The organism is Mesorhizobium sp. M0772, assembly GCF_040320135.1.
Taxonomy (GTDB): Bacteria; Pseudomonadota; Alphaproteobacteria; order Rhizobiales; family Rhizobiaceae; genus Mesorhizobium.
Map to the genome: position 1 here is coordinate 90761 of NZ_JAMYPB010000005.1, position 14979 is coordinate 105739.

The window sequence follows — 14979 nt, forward strand, 5'->3', positions numbered from 1 at the left end:
TCGCATTGGCGCCCGACTGCGCCGGAAGGTCAAGTCTGCCGAACTTGCTGCTGACCCAATGCAGCGCACCAACACGGCCAATTGCGGTTGCCGTCGCCAATTGGGTAGTGTGCCGGCCGAGAGGGATTTCATGTACAGCACGAACAGTTCAAAGGCGTCCATTGGCGGTATCAGCCGTGACCGCATCGCTGCATTGCGGACAAGCGAGGCGAACACCTTCCGCAAGGCGCGGCCGAAATCGCAGGCCAAGGTCGGTAACGGCCTGCCAGGCTTCTTCGGCGGTGTGCCGATGCACTGGATGAACGACTGGCCGACGCCATTCCCGATCCTGGTCGAAAGCGCCAAGGGCGCCGCCATCACGGATATCGACGGCAACAGGCTGGACGATTTCTGCCTCGGCGACACCGGTTCGATGTTCGGCCATTCGCCGCCGCCGGTGGCGCGCGCCATCCGCCGCCAGGCCGGGCGCGGCCTGACCTATATGCTGCCTTCGGAGGATGCGCTGGCCATCGGGCCGCTGCTCACACAGCGTTTCGGTCTGCCGTTCTGGCAGATCGCCACCAGCGCCACCGACGCCAACCGCTTCGCGCTGCGTGTTGCCCGCGCTATCACCGGTCGGGAAAAGATCCTGGTCTTCAACGGCTGCTATCACGGCTCGGTCGACGAGACGATGGTCCGGCTGGTCGACGGCAAAGCTGTCAACCGGCCGGGCCTGGCGGGCGAATTCCGCGACCTGACCAGGACGGCGAAGGTCATCGAATTCAACGATGTTGCTGCACTGGAAGCGGCGCTCGCCGACCGCGATGTCGCCTGCGTCATCGCCGAGCCGGTGCTGACCAATTCCTGCATGGTGCTGCCCGATCCGGGTTTTCACGACGCCTTGCGCAAACTGACGCGCGCGGCCGGAACGCTGCTGCTGATCGACGAGACCCACACCATCTCGACCGGCCCAGGGGGCTACACCAGAAAATTCGGGCTGCAGCCCGACCTTTTCGTGCTGGGCAAGCCGATCGCCGGTGGCGTGCCGGCAAGCGTGTGGGGCATGAGCGACGAGGTCGCCTCGCGCTATGCCGACTACAATCGAACCAAGGAGCCGGCCTATTCCGGCATGGGCACGACGCTGTCGGCGAACCCGCTGCAGTTCGCAGCCATGCGCGCAACGCTCGAAGAGGTGATGACGCAGGAGAATTATGCCCGGATGGATCGCCTCGCCCTGCGGCTCGATGCCGGGCTGACCGGCGTCATCGATCGCTACAATCTGCCCTGGCATGTCGCCCGCGTCGGCGCCCGCGTCGAGTTCATCTGCGCCCCTGGCCCGCTCAGGAACGGCGCCGAAGCCGAGACTGCCCATGCGCCGGAGCTTGAGGCGGCTATCCATGTCGCGCTGGTCAACCAGGGCGTGCTGATCGCGCCCTTTCACAACATGATGCTGATCTCGCCGGCCACCACCGGCGCCCAGGTCAACCGGCTGATCACCGCCTTCGCCACGGTTGCGGCAAGGCTGACGGCATGAGACAAGCTGCCAAGCCAAACTCGAGTACACTAATCATGACTTCACCTTCGGGCTCGACGCCCGCCGAGGCGCAAGCCTTTCTCGACGCCCATCCCGAAATCGAAGCCTTCGATATCGTCTTGACCGACGCCAACGGGGTCGGCCGCGGCAAGATCGTGCGCCGGCATGAGCTGAAAAGCATCTTCGAGGGCGGCCGCCACATGCCGATCTCGATCCTCGGCCTCGACATCACCGGCGAGGATGTGCACGAAACCGGGCTGATCTGGACGACTGGAGACGGCGATCTCAGGGCATGGCCGATCCCCGGCACGCTGGTGCCGCTTTACGGCACGAACCCGCCGCGCGGCCAGTTGCTGATGGCGATGTACCATCTCGAGGGACAGCCTATGTCGTCGGACCCACGGCTGGCGCTGGCCAGGCAGGTCGACATCTTGGCGGCCAAGGGCCTCTATCCCGCCGGCGCCTTCGAACTCGAATTTTTCCTGCTTGCCAATGAGCGTGACGCCGACGGCAAGGTAAAGCCGGCGGACGCCGTGCTCGACGGCCGCCGCTCGGCCAAGACGGAAGTCTATTCCGTCGACCATCTGCACGGCATGGAGCCGCTGTTTTCCGACATCTATGCCGCGGCTAAGGCGCAAGGCATTCCGGCCGAAACGGTGATTTCCGAATACGCGCCCGGCCAGTACGAGCTGACGCTGAACTATCGCAAGGATGTCATGCGGGCGGCCGACGACCTCGTCATGTTGAAGCGGCTGGTGCGGGCGCAGGCGCGCCGCCATGGTGTCACCGCCTGCTTCATGGCCAAGCCGATCGAAAAATACGCCGGCTCCGGCATGCATTTCCATGTTTCGTTGCAGGACAAGAACGGCCGCAACGTTTTTGCCGAGGCTGGCGGCGAAAGCTGGTCGCTGCCGCTGCTGCAGGGGCTCGGCGGGCTGATCCAGACCATGGCCGAATCGATGCTGGTGTTTGCGCCGCACGCCAATTCCTGGCGGCGCTTCGTCTCGCAGTCCTATGCGCCGGTGGCGCCGACCTGGGGCGTCAACAACCGTTCGGTGGCGCTGCGCATCCCGGCGGGCGACGCCAAGAACCGGCGCATCGAGCACCGGCCGTCGGGTGTCGACGCCAATCCCTACCTGATCGCGGCAACGGTGCTGGCCGGCATCATCAAGGGTCTGGACGAAGGCCTCGACCCCGGCCCCGAAACCACTGGGAATGGCTATGAAGCCGCCGTCACGCGCACGACCATGCCGGTCGACTGGCGCGCCGCGATCGAGGCGGCGCGGGCCTCGAGCTTCCTGAAAGAGGCGCTTGGCGAGGATCTGCATCGCACCTTCGTGGCGATCAAGCAGTCGGAGTATCTGCGCGTCGCCCGCACCGTCAGCGAGCTGGATTACCACCTCTACCTCCATGAGGTCTGAGAGACCGCCTGGAACTCGGGCAGTCGTCCTGCTAGCCCGACGATCAGGCGGCGATTACTTTTTCGCCGCCTGCATCAAATGAGGTGGCGCTGCAGCCTTCAAGAACATATCATGAACGGATGAGCGCACCCACCGTCCGTGAAAAGCTGGCAATCCTGTCTGACGCCGCCAAATACGATGCTTCCTGCGCCTCGTCCGGCTCGGCGAAGAAGGATTCGCTCCAATCCGGCGGTATCGGCTCCACAGAAGGCATGGGCATCTGCCATTCCTATGCGCCGGATGGCCGCTGCATTTCGCTCCTGAAAATCCTGCTCACCAATTTCTGCATTTACGATTGCAGCTACTGCATCAACCGCTCGTCATCGAATGTGCGCCGCGCCCGCTTTAGCATCGACGAGGTGGTGAAGCTGACCATGGATTTCTACCGGCGCAACTACATCGAGGGCCTCTTCCTGTCCTCAGGAGTCATCCGCTCCCCGGACGAGACCATGGCCGAAATGGTGGAAGTGGCGCGGCGGCTGCGGCTGGACGAAAAATTCTCCGGCTATATTCATCTGAAGACCATTCCGGAAAGCTCGGCCGAACTGGTCGAGCAGGCCGGGCTCTACGCCGATCGGCTGTCTATCAACGTCGAACTGCCGACCGATGAGGGCGTCAAGAAACTGGCGCCGGAGAAGAAGCCGGAAACGATCCGGCTTTCCATGGCGAACCTGCGCCGGAAGATGGAGGAAAAAGCCGAGCCGACGCTGAGGACCAAGAAGCGCGAACGCTTTGCGCCCGGAGGTCAGTCGACGCAGATGATTGTCGGCGCCGACAAAACATCCGACGACGGCATTTTGCACACCAGCGCGCGGCTCTATGGCAGCTATCACCTGCGGCGCGTCTATTATTCCGCCTTCAGCCCGATCCCGGATTCGTCATCGTCGCTGCCGCTGCAAAAACCGCCGCTGATGCGCGAGCACCGGCTCTATCAGGCCGACTGGCTGATGCGTTTCTACGGCTTTTCGCAGCCGGAAATCCTCGCCGGCAGCAGCGACGGCATGCTCGATCTCGCTATTGACCCCAAGCTCGCCTGGGCTTTGCGCAATCGGGCGAGGTTTCCCGTCGACATCAACCGCGCCGATCGGGAAGCGCTGCTGCGGGTTCCGGGTCTGGGCACCAAGGTGGTGGCGAAGATCCTTGAAACCCGCCGCCACCGACGTATGCGGCTGGAAGATGTCGGACGGATCTGCCATTCGATCGCCAAGCTGAGGCCCTTCATCATCGCCGAAGGCTGGTCGCCGGGCGGACTCACCGACAAGACAGGCCTGCGCGATACGATCGTAAAGTCCTGCGAACAACTGTCGCTGTTTTGACCATGCAGCCGGCCCAGCTCGACCTTGCCCGATACACCGTCCGGCTAGCGAGCCAGACCGATTTCGCCGGTTGGCGCGATGCGGCACGGCGTCTGGCGCTGAATGAGGTCCGGCCTGAGGATATTAGTTGGGGTGTCGGGTCCGACGCCAATGATCCTCAAGATGCCTTGCCGGCGGTGCCAGAGGGCGCGCAGCTTACCGTCCCGCGCGAGTTCATCGCCCATGCAGAAACCGCCTTCTGCCACTCCGACCCCGGCCGGTTTGCCTTTCTCTACCGGATGCTTTGGCGCCTGCGCACCGAGCCGAAACTGCTGGCGATCGCATCCGATCCCGACACCAGGCGGCTCGAAGCCATGGAAAAGGCGGTGCGGCGCGACAGCCATAAGATGCATGCCTTCGTACGCTTCCGGAAGATCGGCGACGGCGAGAACGAGCGCTACGTCGCCTGGTTCGAGCCGGAGCATTTCATTGTCGAGCGCAACGCGGATTTCTTCGTCCGGCGGTTCACCGGCATGCGCTGGACCATCCTGACGCCCTATGCCTCCGCCGACTGGAACGGCGAAAGGCTGGCGATCGGGCCGGGTGCGGCCAAGGGCGATGCACCCGATCAGGACGACACCGAGGCGTTGTGGCTGACCTATTTCGAAAACATCTTCAACCCGGCGCGGCTCAAGCTGACGGCGATGCAGAAGGAGATGCCGAAGAAATATTGGCGGAACCTTCCCGAGGCCTCGCTCATTCCAGATCTGATCGCAGGAGCGGACGAGGCCGCCAGGGATATGATTGCCAGACTGCCGACAACGCCGGCGCCGCACCACGCCAAGCTGCAGGCAAGACATTGGCCGAAGCCCGGGCCGGCCGAGGCGCCGGATGAAGACGATGCCAAGACGATTTCCGATTTGCGCGAGGCTGCAAAGGGTTGTCGTCGCTGCCCGCTCTGGCGCGACGCGACACAGACCGTGTTCGGCGAGGGGCCGGATGACGCCAAAGTGGTCTTCGTCGGCGAACAACCTGGCGATCAGGAAGATCTCGCCGGCAAACCTTTTGTCGGGCCAGCGGGCAAAGTGTTCGATGCGATTCTCGATGACGCAGGCGTCGACCGGCAAAAAGTCTACGTCACCAACGCCGTCAAGCACTTCAAGTTCGAGCCGCGCGGCAAGCGCCGCATCCACTCGAAGCCAAATACCGGCGAAGTCCAGGCCTGCCGCTGGTGGATCGGCCGGGAGCTTGAGCTGATCAAGCCGGACCTCGCCGTGGCGCTTGGGGCAACGGCGGCGTTGTCGCTGCTGGGCAAGGCCATTGCCGTGACGAAAATGCGCGGCCAGTTGATCGAACGCGAGGATGGCTTGCGCGTGTTCATCACCATCCACCCCTCCTTTATTCTGCGTATTCATGAGCCCGCGGACAAGGAGGCAGAGCGCGAGCGGTTTCTCAGGGATATGAGAGAGGTGAAGCGGCTGATGGGGTCGTGAGATGAGCGAAAGCCTCAGCGACATCGTCATCCGCGGGCGGAGCAAGGAGCTTCGCTCCTGCTTCGCCCAGGGATGACGAAGCTGAGTGGCTTCACGGTCGTGAATCCAACGTTGGAAACTTCGGCCGCCACGGCCGAATTAACTGATCAGGATTGCCCTCAGATCATTCACATTCGTACCCGTCGGCCCCGGCACGAACAGATCGCCGATCGCGTTGAACGCCGTCCAGGCATTGTTGCCGGCCAGCATCGCCTTGGCGTCGATGCCGGCGGCACGCATGCGCGAGACGGTCGAGCCATCGGCAAAGGCGCCGGCATTGTCTTCCGAGCCATCGATGCCGTCGGTATCGGCGGCCAGTGCATGAATACCTTCCGCGCCGCTGATGCCGATGGCAAAGGCGAGCAGGAATTCGGAGTTGCGGCCGCCCTTGCCCCTTTTTCCGTCAACAGGGGCCCGCAAAGTCACGGTCGTCTCGCCGCCGGACAGGATCAGCACCGGCTTTTGGAACGGCCGGTTGCGCGTCGCCACTTCGCGCGCAATGGCTGCATGCACGCCACCGACCTCGCGCGCCTCGCCCTCGATGGAATCGGAGAGGATGACGGCTTCGATGCTTTGCCGTTTTGCCTCAGCGGCTGCCGCTTCCAGCGATACGCCAGCCGAGGCGATCAGGTGCACTTCATTGCGTGAAAAGCGCTGGTCATCCGGATCTGGCGCATCGGCCTCTGGCGAGTTGATGTGCGCCATGACGGCGTCGGGCAGCTTCATGCCATAGGCCGCTATCGAGGCCAGCGCATCGGCGCGGTTGCCGGAGTCGGGCACGGTCGGGCCGGAGGCCACCAGGGCCGGGTTGTCGCCGGGAATGTCACAGACAACCAGTGATACCAGTTTGGCCGGCCAGGCGGCAGCTGCCAGCCGGCCGCCCTTGATGGTTGAGACATGCTTGCGGATGGTGTTCATGGCCGCGATCGGCGCGCCGGAGGCGAGCAGCGCCTCGTTGACGGCGATTTCGTCGGCGAGCGTCAGGCCAGCGGCAGGCGACGGCAGCAGCGCCGATCCTCCGCCCGATATCAGCGCCACTACCAGGTCGTCCGCGGTCAGCCCTCGCACCTTTTCGAGCAGGCGCCGCGACGCCTCAAGACCGGCAGCGTCCGGTACCGGATGTGCGGCCTCGATAATCTCGATGCGCTCGCATTTGGCGCCATAGCCGTAACGGGTGACGACCAGCCCTTCGATCGGACCGTCCCAAACCTTCTCGAACGCCGCCGCCATCTGCGCCGAGCCCTTGCCGGCGCCGATGACGATGGTGCGGCCCTTCGGCCTAGCCGGCAGATGATCCCTGATCGTGCGTTCGGGATCGGCGGCGGCAACGGCGGCGTCGAAGATGGAGATGAGAAAAGTCTTGGGGTCGAGCACAGTCATTCAGCTTCCGCAGCCAGCGCCAGTCCACGCTTGTCGACGCCGAGATGATCGCACAGTGCATCGACGACGACGCCATGATCCTGGCGTTCCGGCAGGCCGGAGACGGCGATGACGCCGATGACGCCGACGCCCTTTACAGTCACCGGAAACCCGCCGCCGGCTAGTACGTAATCAGCAATATCCAGCCCCTCGCCGACCTTGAAGGTGCGGTCCGGACGCTGCTGCTCAAGCACCAGGCGATAAGTGCTTTTGAGATAGCGCTTCACCACATTGATCTTGCGTCGAGCCCAGTCGGGGTTGGAGGCGTTCGAACCGGGCAGCGCGGCATAGAACAGCGGGCGATCCCACAGCCTGATGTCGATGATGATGGGCAGCTTTTCGGCCAGCGCCCGCTCGCGGATCGCCCAGCCAACCTTGAAAGCGACAGCCTCGTCGAAGGCCGGGAAGACCAGCATCTCTTCCTGTTTCTGGATCAGAGCGATGTCGTCCGCGGCGGCCATTTTTGTTCTCCGAAATCGTTACAAATCGTGTGTACGACAAACTCCGCCCGGTCAAGGTCTCGTCGCGGTGGTGGTCTTGCCCCGCCAGGATCGCCCCCCACTCCGTCGAGCTTCTCTCGACACCTCTCCCCCGATCGACGGGGTAGAGGAAGGGCGCAAAGCTGTCCGAACCGGCGCCCGTCCTCCGAAGCAAAGGCTCCTTCCTCTCCCTCCGGAGGGGGAGAGTTGGCGCCGCTACGCGGCGACGGAGTGGGGGAACCTCTTGGCAACCAGGCGCAATCATCATCTTGTCCCGCGCGGATGATGAGTCCTAACCCGCGATCATATCGATCTTGGCCGGCCGCCCCGCGACATAGACCTCGCGCACGGCACGGTCGTCGCCCAATGTCTGCAGCAGGAACAGCTCCTCCGCCAGCGTCTCCACAGTCTCCATCCTCAGCCGCATCGCCGGCGTGGCGCGGGCGTCGAGCACGGTGATGTCCGCGTCGGTGCCTTCATCCAGCGTGCCGACCTTGTCCGCCACAGACAGCGCCTCGGCATTGCCACGTGTCAATTGCCAGAAGGACTGGAACGGGTTCAGCTTTTCGCCATTCAGCGCAATCACCTTGTAGCCCTCGTCCATGGTGCGCAGCATCGAATAGTTGGTGCCGCCGCCGACATCGGTGGCGGCAGCGATCCTGAGCGGCTTGTCGCGGCGACGAATGCGCTGGTAGTCGAACAGGCCGGAGCCGAGGAACAGGTTCGAGGTCGGGCAGAACACCGCCACGGAGCCTGAGTCCGACAGCGCATCGGCCTCTCGTTCCGAGAGATGGATGCAGTGGCCGAACAGGCTCTTTGGCCCCAGCAGGCCATACTGCTCGTAGACATCGGTGTAGTCGCGCGCCTGCGGATAGAGTTTTTGCGTGAAGGCGATTTCGGCGTGGTTTTCCGACAGATGCGTCTGCATGTGCAGGTCGGGGTTTTCGCGGCAGAGCGTGCCGGCCATCTCCAGCTGCTCGGGCGAGGATGTGATGGCGAAGCGCGGCGTGATCGCATAAAGCTGGCGGCCCTTGCCGTGCCATTCCGCAATCAGCGCCTTCGTATCGTCATAGCCGGATTGCGGCGTGTCGAGCACGCCTGCCGGCGCATTGCGGTCCATCATCACCTTGCCGGCAATGTTGAGCATGCCGCGCGCATGCGATTCGGCAAAGAACGCTTCGGCAGACGCCTTGTGCACCGAGCAGTAGGCGGCGACCGTCGTCGTGCCGTGGCGCACCATCTCGTCCAGGAACAGCCGAGCGATGCGGCGGCCATGCTGAGCGTTGGCGAATTTGGTCTCTTCGGGAAAGGTGTAGGTGTTCAGCCAGTCGAGCAGTTCGGCGCCGTAGGAGGCAATGACCTGCATCTGCGGAAAATGCGCATGCGCATCGATGAAGCCGGGCAGCAGCAGATGCGGCCGATGATCGATCTTTTTCGCACCGTCGCCCGCTTGCTTTTCGACTTCCGTGTAGCTGCCTACGGCAACGATCCGGCCGTCGCGGATCAGCAGGCCGCCATCCTCCTCATAGCGCCAGGCGGCATGGTCGTCGATGGCTTCGGGCCAGCGCAAGAAGCTTAGGGTGCGGCCGCGCAGAAGTGTGGAGGTCATCCCTATTTCCCTGCGCCTTCGAACCAGGCGACCAGCAGCGCCCGTTCCTTGTCGCTGATCTGGGTGACGTTGGCGGGCGGCATGGCGTGGCTGCGCCCGGCCTGCAAATAGATTTCACGCGCATGCTCGGCAATGCCGGCGTCGGTGTCGAGCATCACGCCGTTCGGCGCATGGTAGATGCCTTCATAGACCGGCTCGGCCGTATGGCACATCGAGCAGCGGCCAAGCACGGTGTCGCGCACCGCCGGGAAATGCGACGAGGCGATATAGACTTCGGCCGCGGCGGATGCCTTGGGCTCGCCGGTCAGTATTTTCGGCGCTGTCGACAGCCACATGATGATGACGAACAGCACCGCAGCCGCCATCCAGGTCCAGTGGGGGTTGCCGGCACGCTTATGCACGGTGTTGAAATAGTGCCGGATCAAGACGCCGATGATGAACACCAGCGAGGCGATGACCCAGTTGAACTCCGTCGCAAACGCCAGCGGATAGTGGTTCGACAGCATCAGGAACAGCACGGGCAGCGTCAGGTAATTGTTGTGCAGCGAGCGCTGCTTGGCGATCTTGCCGTATTTCGGGTCGGGCTTGCGGCCGGCAATCAGGTCGGCGACGACGATCTTCTGGTTTGGAATAATCACCATGAAGACATTGGCCGACATGATCGTGGCGGTGATGGCGCCCAGATGCAGGAAAGCGGCGCGGCCGGTGAACAGATGCGTCAGCCCCCAGGCGATGAACACCAGCACGCCATAGAGCACCAGCATCAGTCCGGTGTCGCTTTTGCCGAGCGGCGACCGGCAGAGCAGATCGTAGACCACCCAGCCGACGCCGATGGTGGCCATCGACAAAAGGATGCCGACCGGCACCGACATCGGCAGCACATTGGGGTCGATCAGGAACAAATCGGCGCCGGCATAGTAGACCACGCACAGCATGGCGAAGCCGGACAGCCAGGTGGCGTAGGATTCCCATTTGAACCAGGTCAGGTGTTCCGGCATTTCGGCCGGCGCCACCAGATATTTCTGGACGTGGTAGAAGCCGCCGCCATGCACCTGCCATTCCTCGCCGAATGCGCCGACCGGCATGCCGGGGCGCTGGCGCAGGCCAAGGTCGAGCGCGACGAAATAGAAGGACGAGCCGATCCAGGCGATGCCGGTGACGACGTGCAGCCAGCGCACGGCGAAACTCAGCCAGTCCCAGAAAATCGCGAAATCCATCATGTGAAATCGTCCCTGCCGATCGGCTGACTTTACGGTGTGGGGCGCAAACGAAAAGAGGCGAGGTGTACGATGACTTTCAAAAAAAAATGGAAAATACTAAGCTGACCACGTACGCCGCCACTTAAAGAGCCACGAATGGCCTATCTCGACAACATCGCCGTCTTCGTCCGCGTCGTCGAGCTTGGTAATCTCTCGGCGGCGGGCCGCGACATGCGCATTTCGCCGGCGGTCGCCTCCAACCGCATCAAGGAGCTGGAAAAACACCTCGGCGTGCGGCTGTTCAACCGCACCACACGGCAATTGATGCCGACGGAGCATGGCACGGTGTTCTACTCCGGCGCCAAGCAGGTGCTGGAGGCGATCACCGAGGCGGAAGCCGCGGTCTCGGCTCTTTCCGGCCAGCCGCGCGGCATCATCAAGGTGACCGCCCCGCTCGGCCTTGGACGGCGGCTGGTGGCGTCGGGCATTCCGGATTTCCACGACAAATACCCCGATATCGAGGTGCGGCTGAGGCTCTCCGACCACAATATCGACATCATGAAGGAAGGCATCGACGTCGCCTTCAAGCTCGGCATCATTGAGGATTCCAGCCTGCGGATGCGCGGCATCATGGAATGTGAACGCGTGCTGGTGGCGGCACCGAAATATCTCGAAGCGCGCGGCGAGCCGGTGGAGCCACAGGAGCTGATCGGCAAGAAGCACGACTGCCTGATGCTGCGCTATTCCGGGGCGCGCGAATATGTCTGGACGCTGCAGACGCCGTCCGGCCCGCAGAAATTCGAGGTGCACGGCCCCTACGACACCGACGATGGCGATGTGCTGACCGGCTGGGCGCTGTCGGGCCGCGGCATCATCAACAAGCCGCGCTTCGAGGTCGAACCCTTCATCCGCGACCGGCGGCTGCAGGTCATCCTGGCCAGCACGCCGCCAACGCCGGTGCAGTTCGCCGCCGTCTATCCGCACAAGAAGCTGCAGGACCCGAAGGTGCGGCTGTTGCTCGACTTCATGGCCGAGCGTTGCCAGCGGCTGATCAAGGATTTGCTGGCCGGCAAGTGAGGGGCTGTTGGCCCAGTCGCCAGGGTTGTCTTACAAGCAGGTGACCTTAGGTTCGCATACGCTGCCCTATGATCGATGGTCCCATGCCGACTGACCAGCAAGCCACAATGCATCTTGCCGTTTCGCTCAACATTACTTCCGGGCAGCCGCTCGGGTTTAGCGACCTGGCCGGCTTTGCCAAGCAAGCGGAAGCGGCGGGGCTGGACATGATTGTCCTCGATGATTCCGCGCCGAACAGCGCCGGGTCGAGTTCTTTCGAAGCGACGACCTTGCTGGCGGCGCTGGCGACGGTGACAAGTCGGATCGGCCTTGTCGCTGCAGCCTCGACGGTGGCTCACCAGCCGTACAATCTGGCGCGCCGTTTTGCTTCGCTCGACATCATCAGCCATGGCCGCGCCGGCTGGCACGCGACCATGGCGCAGGCGCCACGGGAAGCCGCCAATTTCAGCCGGCCGGATGGATTTTCCGACGATGTGTTCCGCCGCCGCACGCAGGAATACATCGGCATCGTTCAGCGCCTGTGGCAGGGCTGGGATGCCGACGCGCTGCTGTTCGACAAGGCCGGCGGCCGCTTCCACGATCCCGAAAAAATGCACCTGCTCGACCACAAAGGCGAATTTTTCTCCGTGCGCGGGCCGCTGAACGTCGCGCGCTCGCCGCAGGATACGCCGGTGCTGGTGCTGTCCGGCCTGTCCGAGGCCGACCTGGATATCGCCGCCCGCACCGCCGATGTCGTCCTGCTGGACAGACCCACAGAGGACGCCAAGGCGCGCCATGACGATCTCAAGCGCCGCGTTGTGGCCTGCGGACGCGATCCGGGTGCGGTCAAGCTGCTGCTGAACGTTGGCGCAGATGTCGCTGCTAACGCGCTTGAAACATTGTTCAGCTCGCAAAGCTGCGACGGGTTCAACATCGCAATACCGCCTGCCGCGATTGACGGTTTCATCGGCCGCGTGCTGCCGGAATTGCAGCGCCGCAGCCTCGTCCGCCCGGATTATCCCGGCACCACCTTGCGTTCGCATCTCAGACTTGCCGGAGGAGCGCAATGACCCGCCAGATGAAGCTTGGCGCCTTCCTGTGGGCGACGGGCCACCACATCGCCGCCTGGCGTCACCCCAAGGCGCATGTCACGGCAGGCATCGACATCGATCATTACATCCGGCTGGCGCGCACGGCGGAAGCGGCGAAGTTCGACATGGTGTTCTGCGAGGACGCCGCCGGCCTGCGCGAAGCCAATGTCGGCATCGCCAGCCAGACCTCACGCTCGATCGGCTTCGAGCCGATCAGCCTGCTGTCCGCGCTCGCCGTCCAGACCAGCCGCATCGGCCTCGTTTCGACGGCCTCGACCAGCTACAACGAGCCCTATGGGCTGGCGCGCACCTTTCTCTCGATCGATCATCTGAGTGGTGGCCGGGCTGGCTGGAACCTGGTGACGTCGGCCAGCCCCATCGAAGCCGCCAATTTCGGCGCGACGGGCCTGAAACCGCATGCCGACCGCTACGAGCGGGCGCGCGAATTCGCCGAGGTGGTATCAGGACTTTGGCAAGGCAGCGGCTTTCACGGTCACAACGGCCAGAGCTTTTCGGTGCGCGACCCGCTCGACCTGCCGCGCTCGCCGCAGGGCGCGCCGGTGATGGTGCAGGCCGGCGCCTCGGATGTCGGCCGCGACCTTGCCGCCCGCACCGCCGACGTCGTGTTCACGGCGGCGCAGACCCTCGAGGAAGCCAAGGCCTTTTACGACGACCTCAAGGGCCGTATGGCGGGCTATGGGCGGGAACCCGACGACATCAAGATCATGCCCGGCGTCTCCCCGGTGGTGGCAGACACCGAGGCCGAAGCGCGGGAGAAACAGGAGGAATTGCAGGCGCTGATCCCCGACGATGTCGGCGTGGCGCTACTGTCCAGCTATCTCAGCATCTCCGATCTCGGGAGCTATCCGATCGACGGACCGATGCCCGAACTGCCGGAGACCGAGGGCATGAAAAGCCGCCAGGCGCTGGTCATCCAACAATCGCGCCGCGACGGCCTGTCGATCCGCCAGCTTGCGCGCCATTTCGCCGGCGCACGTGGCCATTGGCGTATCGTCGGCACGCCGGCGCGGATCGCTGACGAATTGCAGGCGCGGTTCGAGGGCGGCGGCGCGGACGGCTTCAACGTCATGCCGTCATACTTCCCCGGCGAGCTCGATGCCTTTGCCACGCTGGTGGTGCCGGAACTGCAGCGGCGCGGACTGTTCCGTCGGGAATACGAAGGCAGCACCTTGCGAGATCATCTTGGCCTGAAGCGGTCGGATAGAAAAGATTAGCCGGCTACCTCTTGGCCTTGCCGCGCCTGCTGGCTTACCGCCGGTGCCGCGCCGTGCGCGACCAGCGCCGTCATGATCTCGGCCGCGGCCAGCGCAGCTATGACCGGTGGGCGCTTGTCCTTGACCGCATCGCCGCCGATCGGCGAGACGAGGCGGGCGAACTCAGCCTCCGTGCCCTCAGCCGATTTCAGGAACCAGTTCCTGAACGTCGCTCTCTTGGTTTTCGAGCCGATCATGCCGACATAGGCCGCGTCGTCGCGCTTCAGCGCTTCGGCGACGATGAGGAAATCCAGCGCATGGTCGTGGGTGAGGATGGCGAAGGCGGTGCCGGCGGGGGCGTTTCGCACCTCGGCCTCGGGCATCGGCGTCAGCCGCGTCTCGACGGTTTCCGGCATGCCTTCCAGCGCTTCGGCCCGCGTCTCGATGACGACACCACGCATGGGAAGAAGTGCAACAGTCGAGGCCAGCGCCCGGCCGACATGGCCGCCGCCGAAGATATAGACATGCGGCAGGTGGGCTTCCTCGGCTTCTGCGGCCGCGATCAGCTCGGCAGTAAGCGCGGCATCGACGACACGGATCAAGACTTCGACGCGCCCGCCGCAGCACTGGCCGATCTCGGGGCCTAGCGGCACGTCAAGCGTGGCGCAGACTTCGTCGAAGCCGATGCGGGCTTCTTTACCCTCCCCCTTGTGGGGAGGGTCGGTGAGCGGACGCCGTGTGGCGGCGTCAGCGAAACGGGGTGGCTTGGCACGATCGTCCGCACCCCCCCCCCCCGGGGGGGGGGGGGGGGGGCGGGGCCCCCCCCCCCCCCCCCCCCCGCCCGACCCCCCCCACAAAGGGGAGGGTGAAGACCCCACCATCTGCCTCGCCTTGTCGATCGCGATGTACTCGAGCTGACCGCCGCCGATCGTGCCAAAAGTCGCCGCCTGCGAGACGAGCATGAAGGCGCCCTTCTCGCGGGGGGTCGAGCCCTTGGTACTGGCCACTTCGACCAAGGCAAACCGGTCGGCGCTGGCGAGAAAAGCTCTGAGGCTTTGCACTTTCGAGTTCATATTTCGCATTCCCGTACGGGAAATATAGGGTTTTTCAGT

At 64.0% G+C, this 14979-nt stretch carries 12 protein-coding genes; 7 read left to right on the top strand and 5 right to left on the bottom strand.

Annotated elements, in window-relative coordinates; translation table 11 throughout:
• Positions 1-130: 130 nt before the first annotated feature.
• From NKI06_RS05125 to NKI06_RS05140, 4 genes are all read left to right on the top strand, one after another.
• Positions 131-1513 carry an aspartate aminotransferase family protein gene (locus NKI06_RS05125; protein WP_352984334.1) on the top strand — a complete coding sequence of 461 codons (1383 nt, stop codon included), beginning with the start codon at positions 131-133 and terminating at the stop codon, positions 1511-1513.
• Between the two features lie 35 nt (positions 1514-1548).
• Positions 1549-2934, top strand: a complete 1386-nt coding sequence (locus NKI06_RS05130; RefSeq protein ID WP_023822078.1) for a glutamine synthetase family protein — start codon at positions 1549-1551, stop codon at positions 2932-2934.
• Between the two features lie 119 nt (positions 2935-3053).
• The gene (locus tag NKI06_RS05135) at positions 3054-4289 is read left to right on the top strand and encodes a putative DNA modification/repair radical SAM protein (RefSeq protein ID WP_023694722.1); all 1236 of its coding nucleotides are present in this window, start codon (positions 3054-3056) and stop codon (positions 4287-4289) included.
• A 2-nt stretch (positions 4290-4291) separates the two neighbouring features.
• The gene (locus tag NKI06_RS05140) at positions 4292-5761 is read left to right on the top strand and encodes a UdgX family uracil-DNA binding protein (RefSeq protein ID WP_352984335.1); all 1470 of its coding nucleotides are present in this window, start codon (positions 4292-4294) and stop codon (positions 5759-5761) included.
• Between the two features lie 138 nt (positions 5762-5899).
• On the opposite strand, the gene NKI06_RS05145 is transcribed toward NKI06_RS05140, so the two are convergent.
• From NKI06_RS05145 to NKI06_RS05160, 4 genes are all read right to left on the bottom strand, one after another.
• Entirely contained in the window at positions 5900-7180 is a 1281-nt protein-coding gene (locus tag NKI06_RS05145) for a glycerate kinase type-2 family protein (RefSeq protein WP_023819677.1), read from the bottom strand.
• Positions 7177-7680: a heme-degrading domain-containing protein gene (locus tag NKI06_RS05150; RefSeq protein ID WP_023819676.1), complete on the bottom strand. Its 504-nt coding sequence runs from the start codon at positions 7678-7680 to the stop codon at positions 7177-7179. The genes NKI06_RS05145 and NKI06_RS05150 overlap by 4 nt, the downstream gene beginning before the upstream one ends.
• 310 nt (positions 7681-7990) lie before the next feature.
• A complete protein-coding gene (gene guaD, locus NKI06_RS05155) occupies positions 7991-9307 on the bottom strand; it encodes a guanine deaminase (protein WP_023819675.1) in 1317 nt (438 codons plus the stop codon).
• A 2-nt stretch (positions 9308-9309) separates the two neighbouring features.
• Complete coding sequence (locus tag NKI06_RS05160) at positions 9310-10527, bottom strand: urate hydroxylase PuuD (RefSeq protein WP_352984337.1); 1218 nt, start codon at positions 10525-10527, stop codon at positions 9310-9312.
• A 135-nt stretch (positions 10528-10662) separates the two neighbouring features.
• On the opposite strand from NKI06_RS05160, the gene NKI06_RS05165 reads away from it, so the two are divergent.
• The 3 genes from NKI06_RS05165 (at position 10663) to NKI06_RS05175 (ending at position 13888) form a co-directional block, all read left to right on the top strand.
• On the top strand, positions 10663-11583 hold the full coding sequence (locus NKI06_RS05165; protein WP_352984338.1) for a LysR family transcriptional regulator: 921 nt from the start codon (positions 10663-10665) through the stop codon (positions 11581-11583).
• A gap of 107 nt (positions 11584-11690) precedes the next feature.
• On the top strand, positions 11691-12632 hold the full coding sequence (locus tag NKI06_RS05170; protein WP_352443547.1) for an LLM class flavin-dependent oxidoreductase: 942 nt from the start codon (positions 11691-11693) through the stop codon (positions 12630-12632).
• Entirely contained in the window at positions 12629-13888 is a 1260-nt protein-coding gene (locus tag NKI06_RS05175) for an LLM class flavin-dependent oxidoreductase (protein WP_352984340.1), read from the top strand. The genes NKI06_RS05170 and NKI06_RS05175 overlap by 4 nt, the downstream gene beginning before the upstream one ends.
• Here NKI06_RS05175 and xdhC read toward each other — a convergent pair.
• Entirely contained in the window at positions 13885-14940 is a 1056-nt protein-coding gene (xdhC, locus tag NKI06_RS05180; protein WP_352984342.1) for a xanthine dehydrogenase accessory protein XdhC, read from the bottom strand. The genes NKI06_RS05175 and xdhC overlap by 4 nt on opposite strands.
• Positions 14941-14979 lie beyond the last annotated feature (39 nt).

What these genes read in the sequence shown, in the direction of transcription:
- NKI06_RS05125 (WP_352984334.1), top strand. Translation starts at nt 131, where the DNA reads ATGTACAGCACGAACAGTTCAAAGGCGTCCATTGGCGGTATCAGCCGT.
- NKI06_RS05130 (WP_023822078.1), top strand. Translation starts at nt 1,549, where the DNA reads ATGACTTCACCTTCGGGCTCGACGCCCGCCGAGGCGCAAGCCTTTCTC.
- NKI06_RS05135 (WP_023694722.1), top strand. Translation starts at nt 3,054, where the DNA reads ATGAGCGCACCCACCGTCCGTGAAAAGCTGGCAATCCTGTCTGACGCC.
- NKI06_RS05140 (WP_352984335.1), top strand. Translation starts at nt 4,292, where the DNA reads ATGCAGCCGGCCCAGCTCGACCTTGCCCGATACACCGTCCGGCTAGCG.
- NKI06_RS05145 (WP_023819677.1), bottom strand. Translation starts at nt 7,180, where the DNA reads ATGACTGTGCTCGACCCCAAGACTTTTCTCATCTCCATCTTCGACGCC.
- NKI06_RS05150 (WP_023819676.1), bottom strand. Translation starts at nt 7,680, where the DNA reads ATGGCCGCCGCGGACGACATCGCTCTGATCCAGAAACAGGAAGAGATG.
- guaD (WP_023819675.1), bottom strand. Translation starts at nt 9,307, where the DNA reads ATGACCTCCACACTTCTGCGCGGCCGCACCCTAAGCTTCTTGCGCTGG.
- NKI06_RS05160 (WP_352984337.1), bottom strand. Translation starts at nt 10,527, where the DNA reads ATGATGGATTTCGCGATTTTCTGGGACTGGCTGAGTTTCGCCGTGCGC.
- NKI06_RS05165 (WP_352984338.1), top strand. Translation starts at nt 10,663, where the DNA reads ATGGCCTATCTCGACAACATCGCCGTCTTCGTCCGCGTCGTCGAGCTT.
- NKI06_RS05170 (WP_352443547.1), top strand. Translation starts at nt 11,691, where the DNA reads ATGCATCTTGCCGTTTCGCTCAACATTACTTCCGGGCAGCCGCTCGGG.
- NKI06_RS05175 (WP_352984340.1), top strand. Translation starts at nt 12,629, where the DNA reads ATGACCCGCCAGATGAAGCTTGGCGCCTTCCTGTGGGCGACGGGCCAC.
- xdhC (WP_352984342.1), bottom strand. Translation starts at nt 14,940, where the DNA reads ATGAACTCGAAAGTGCAAAGCCTCAGAGCTTTTCTCGCCAGCGCCGAC.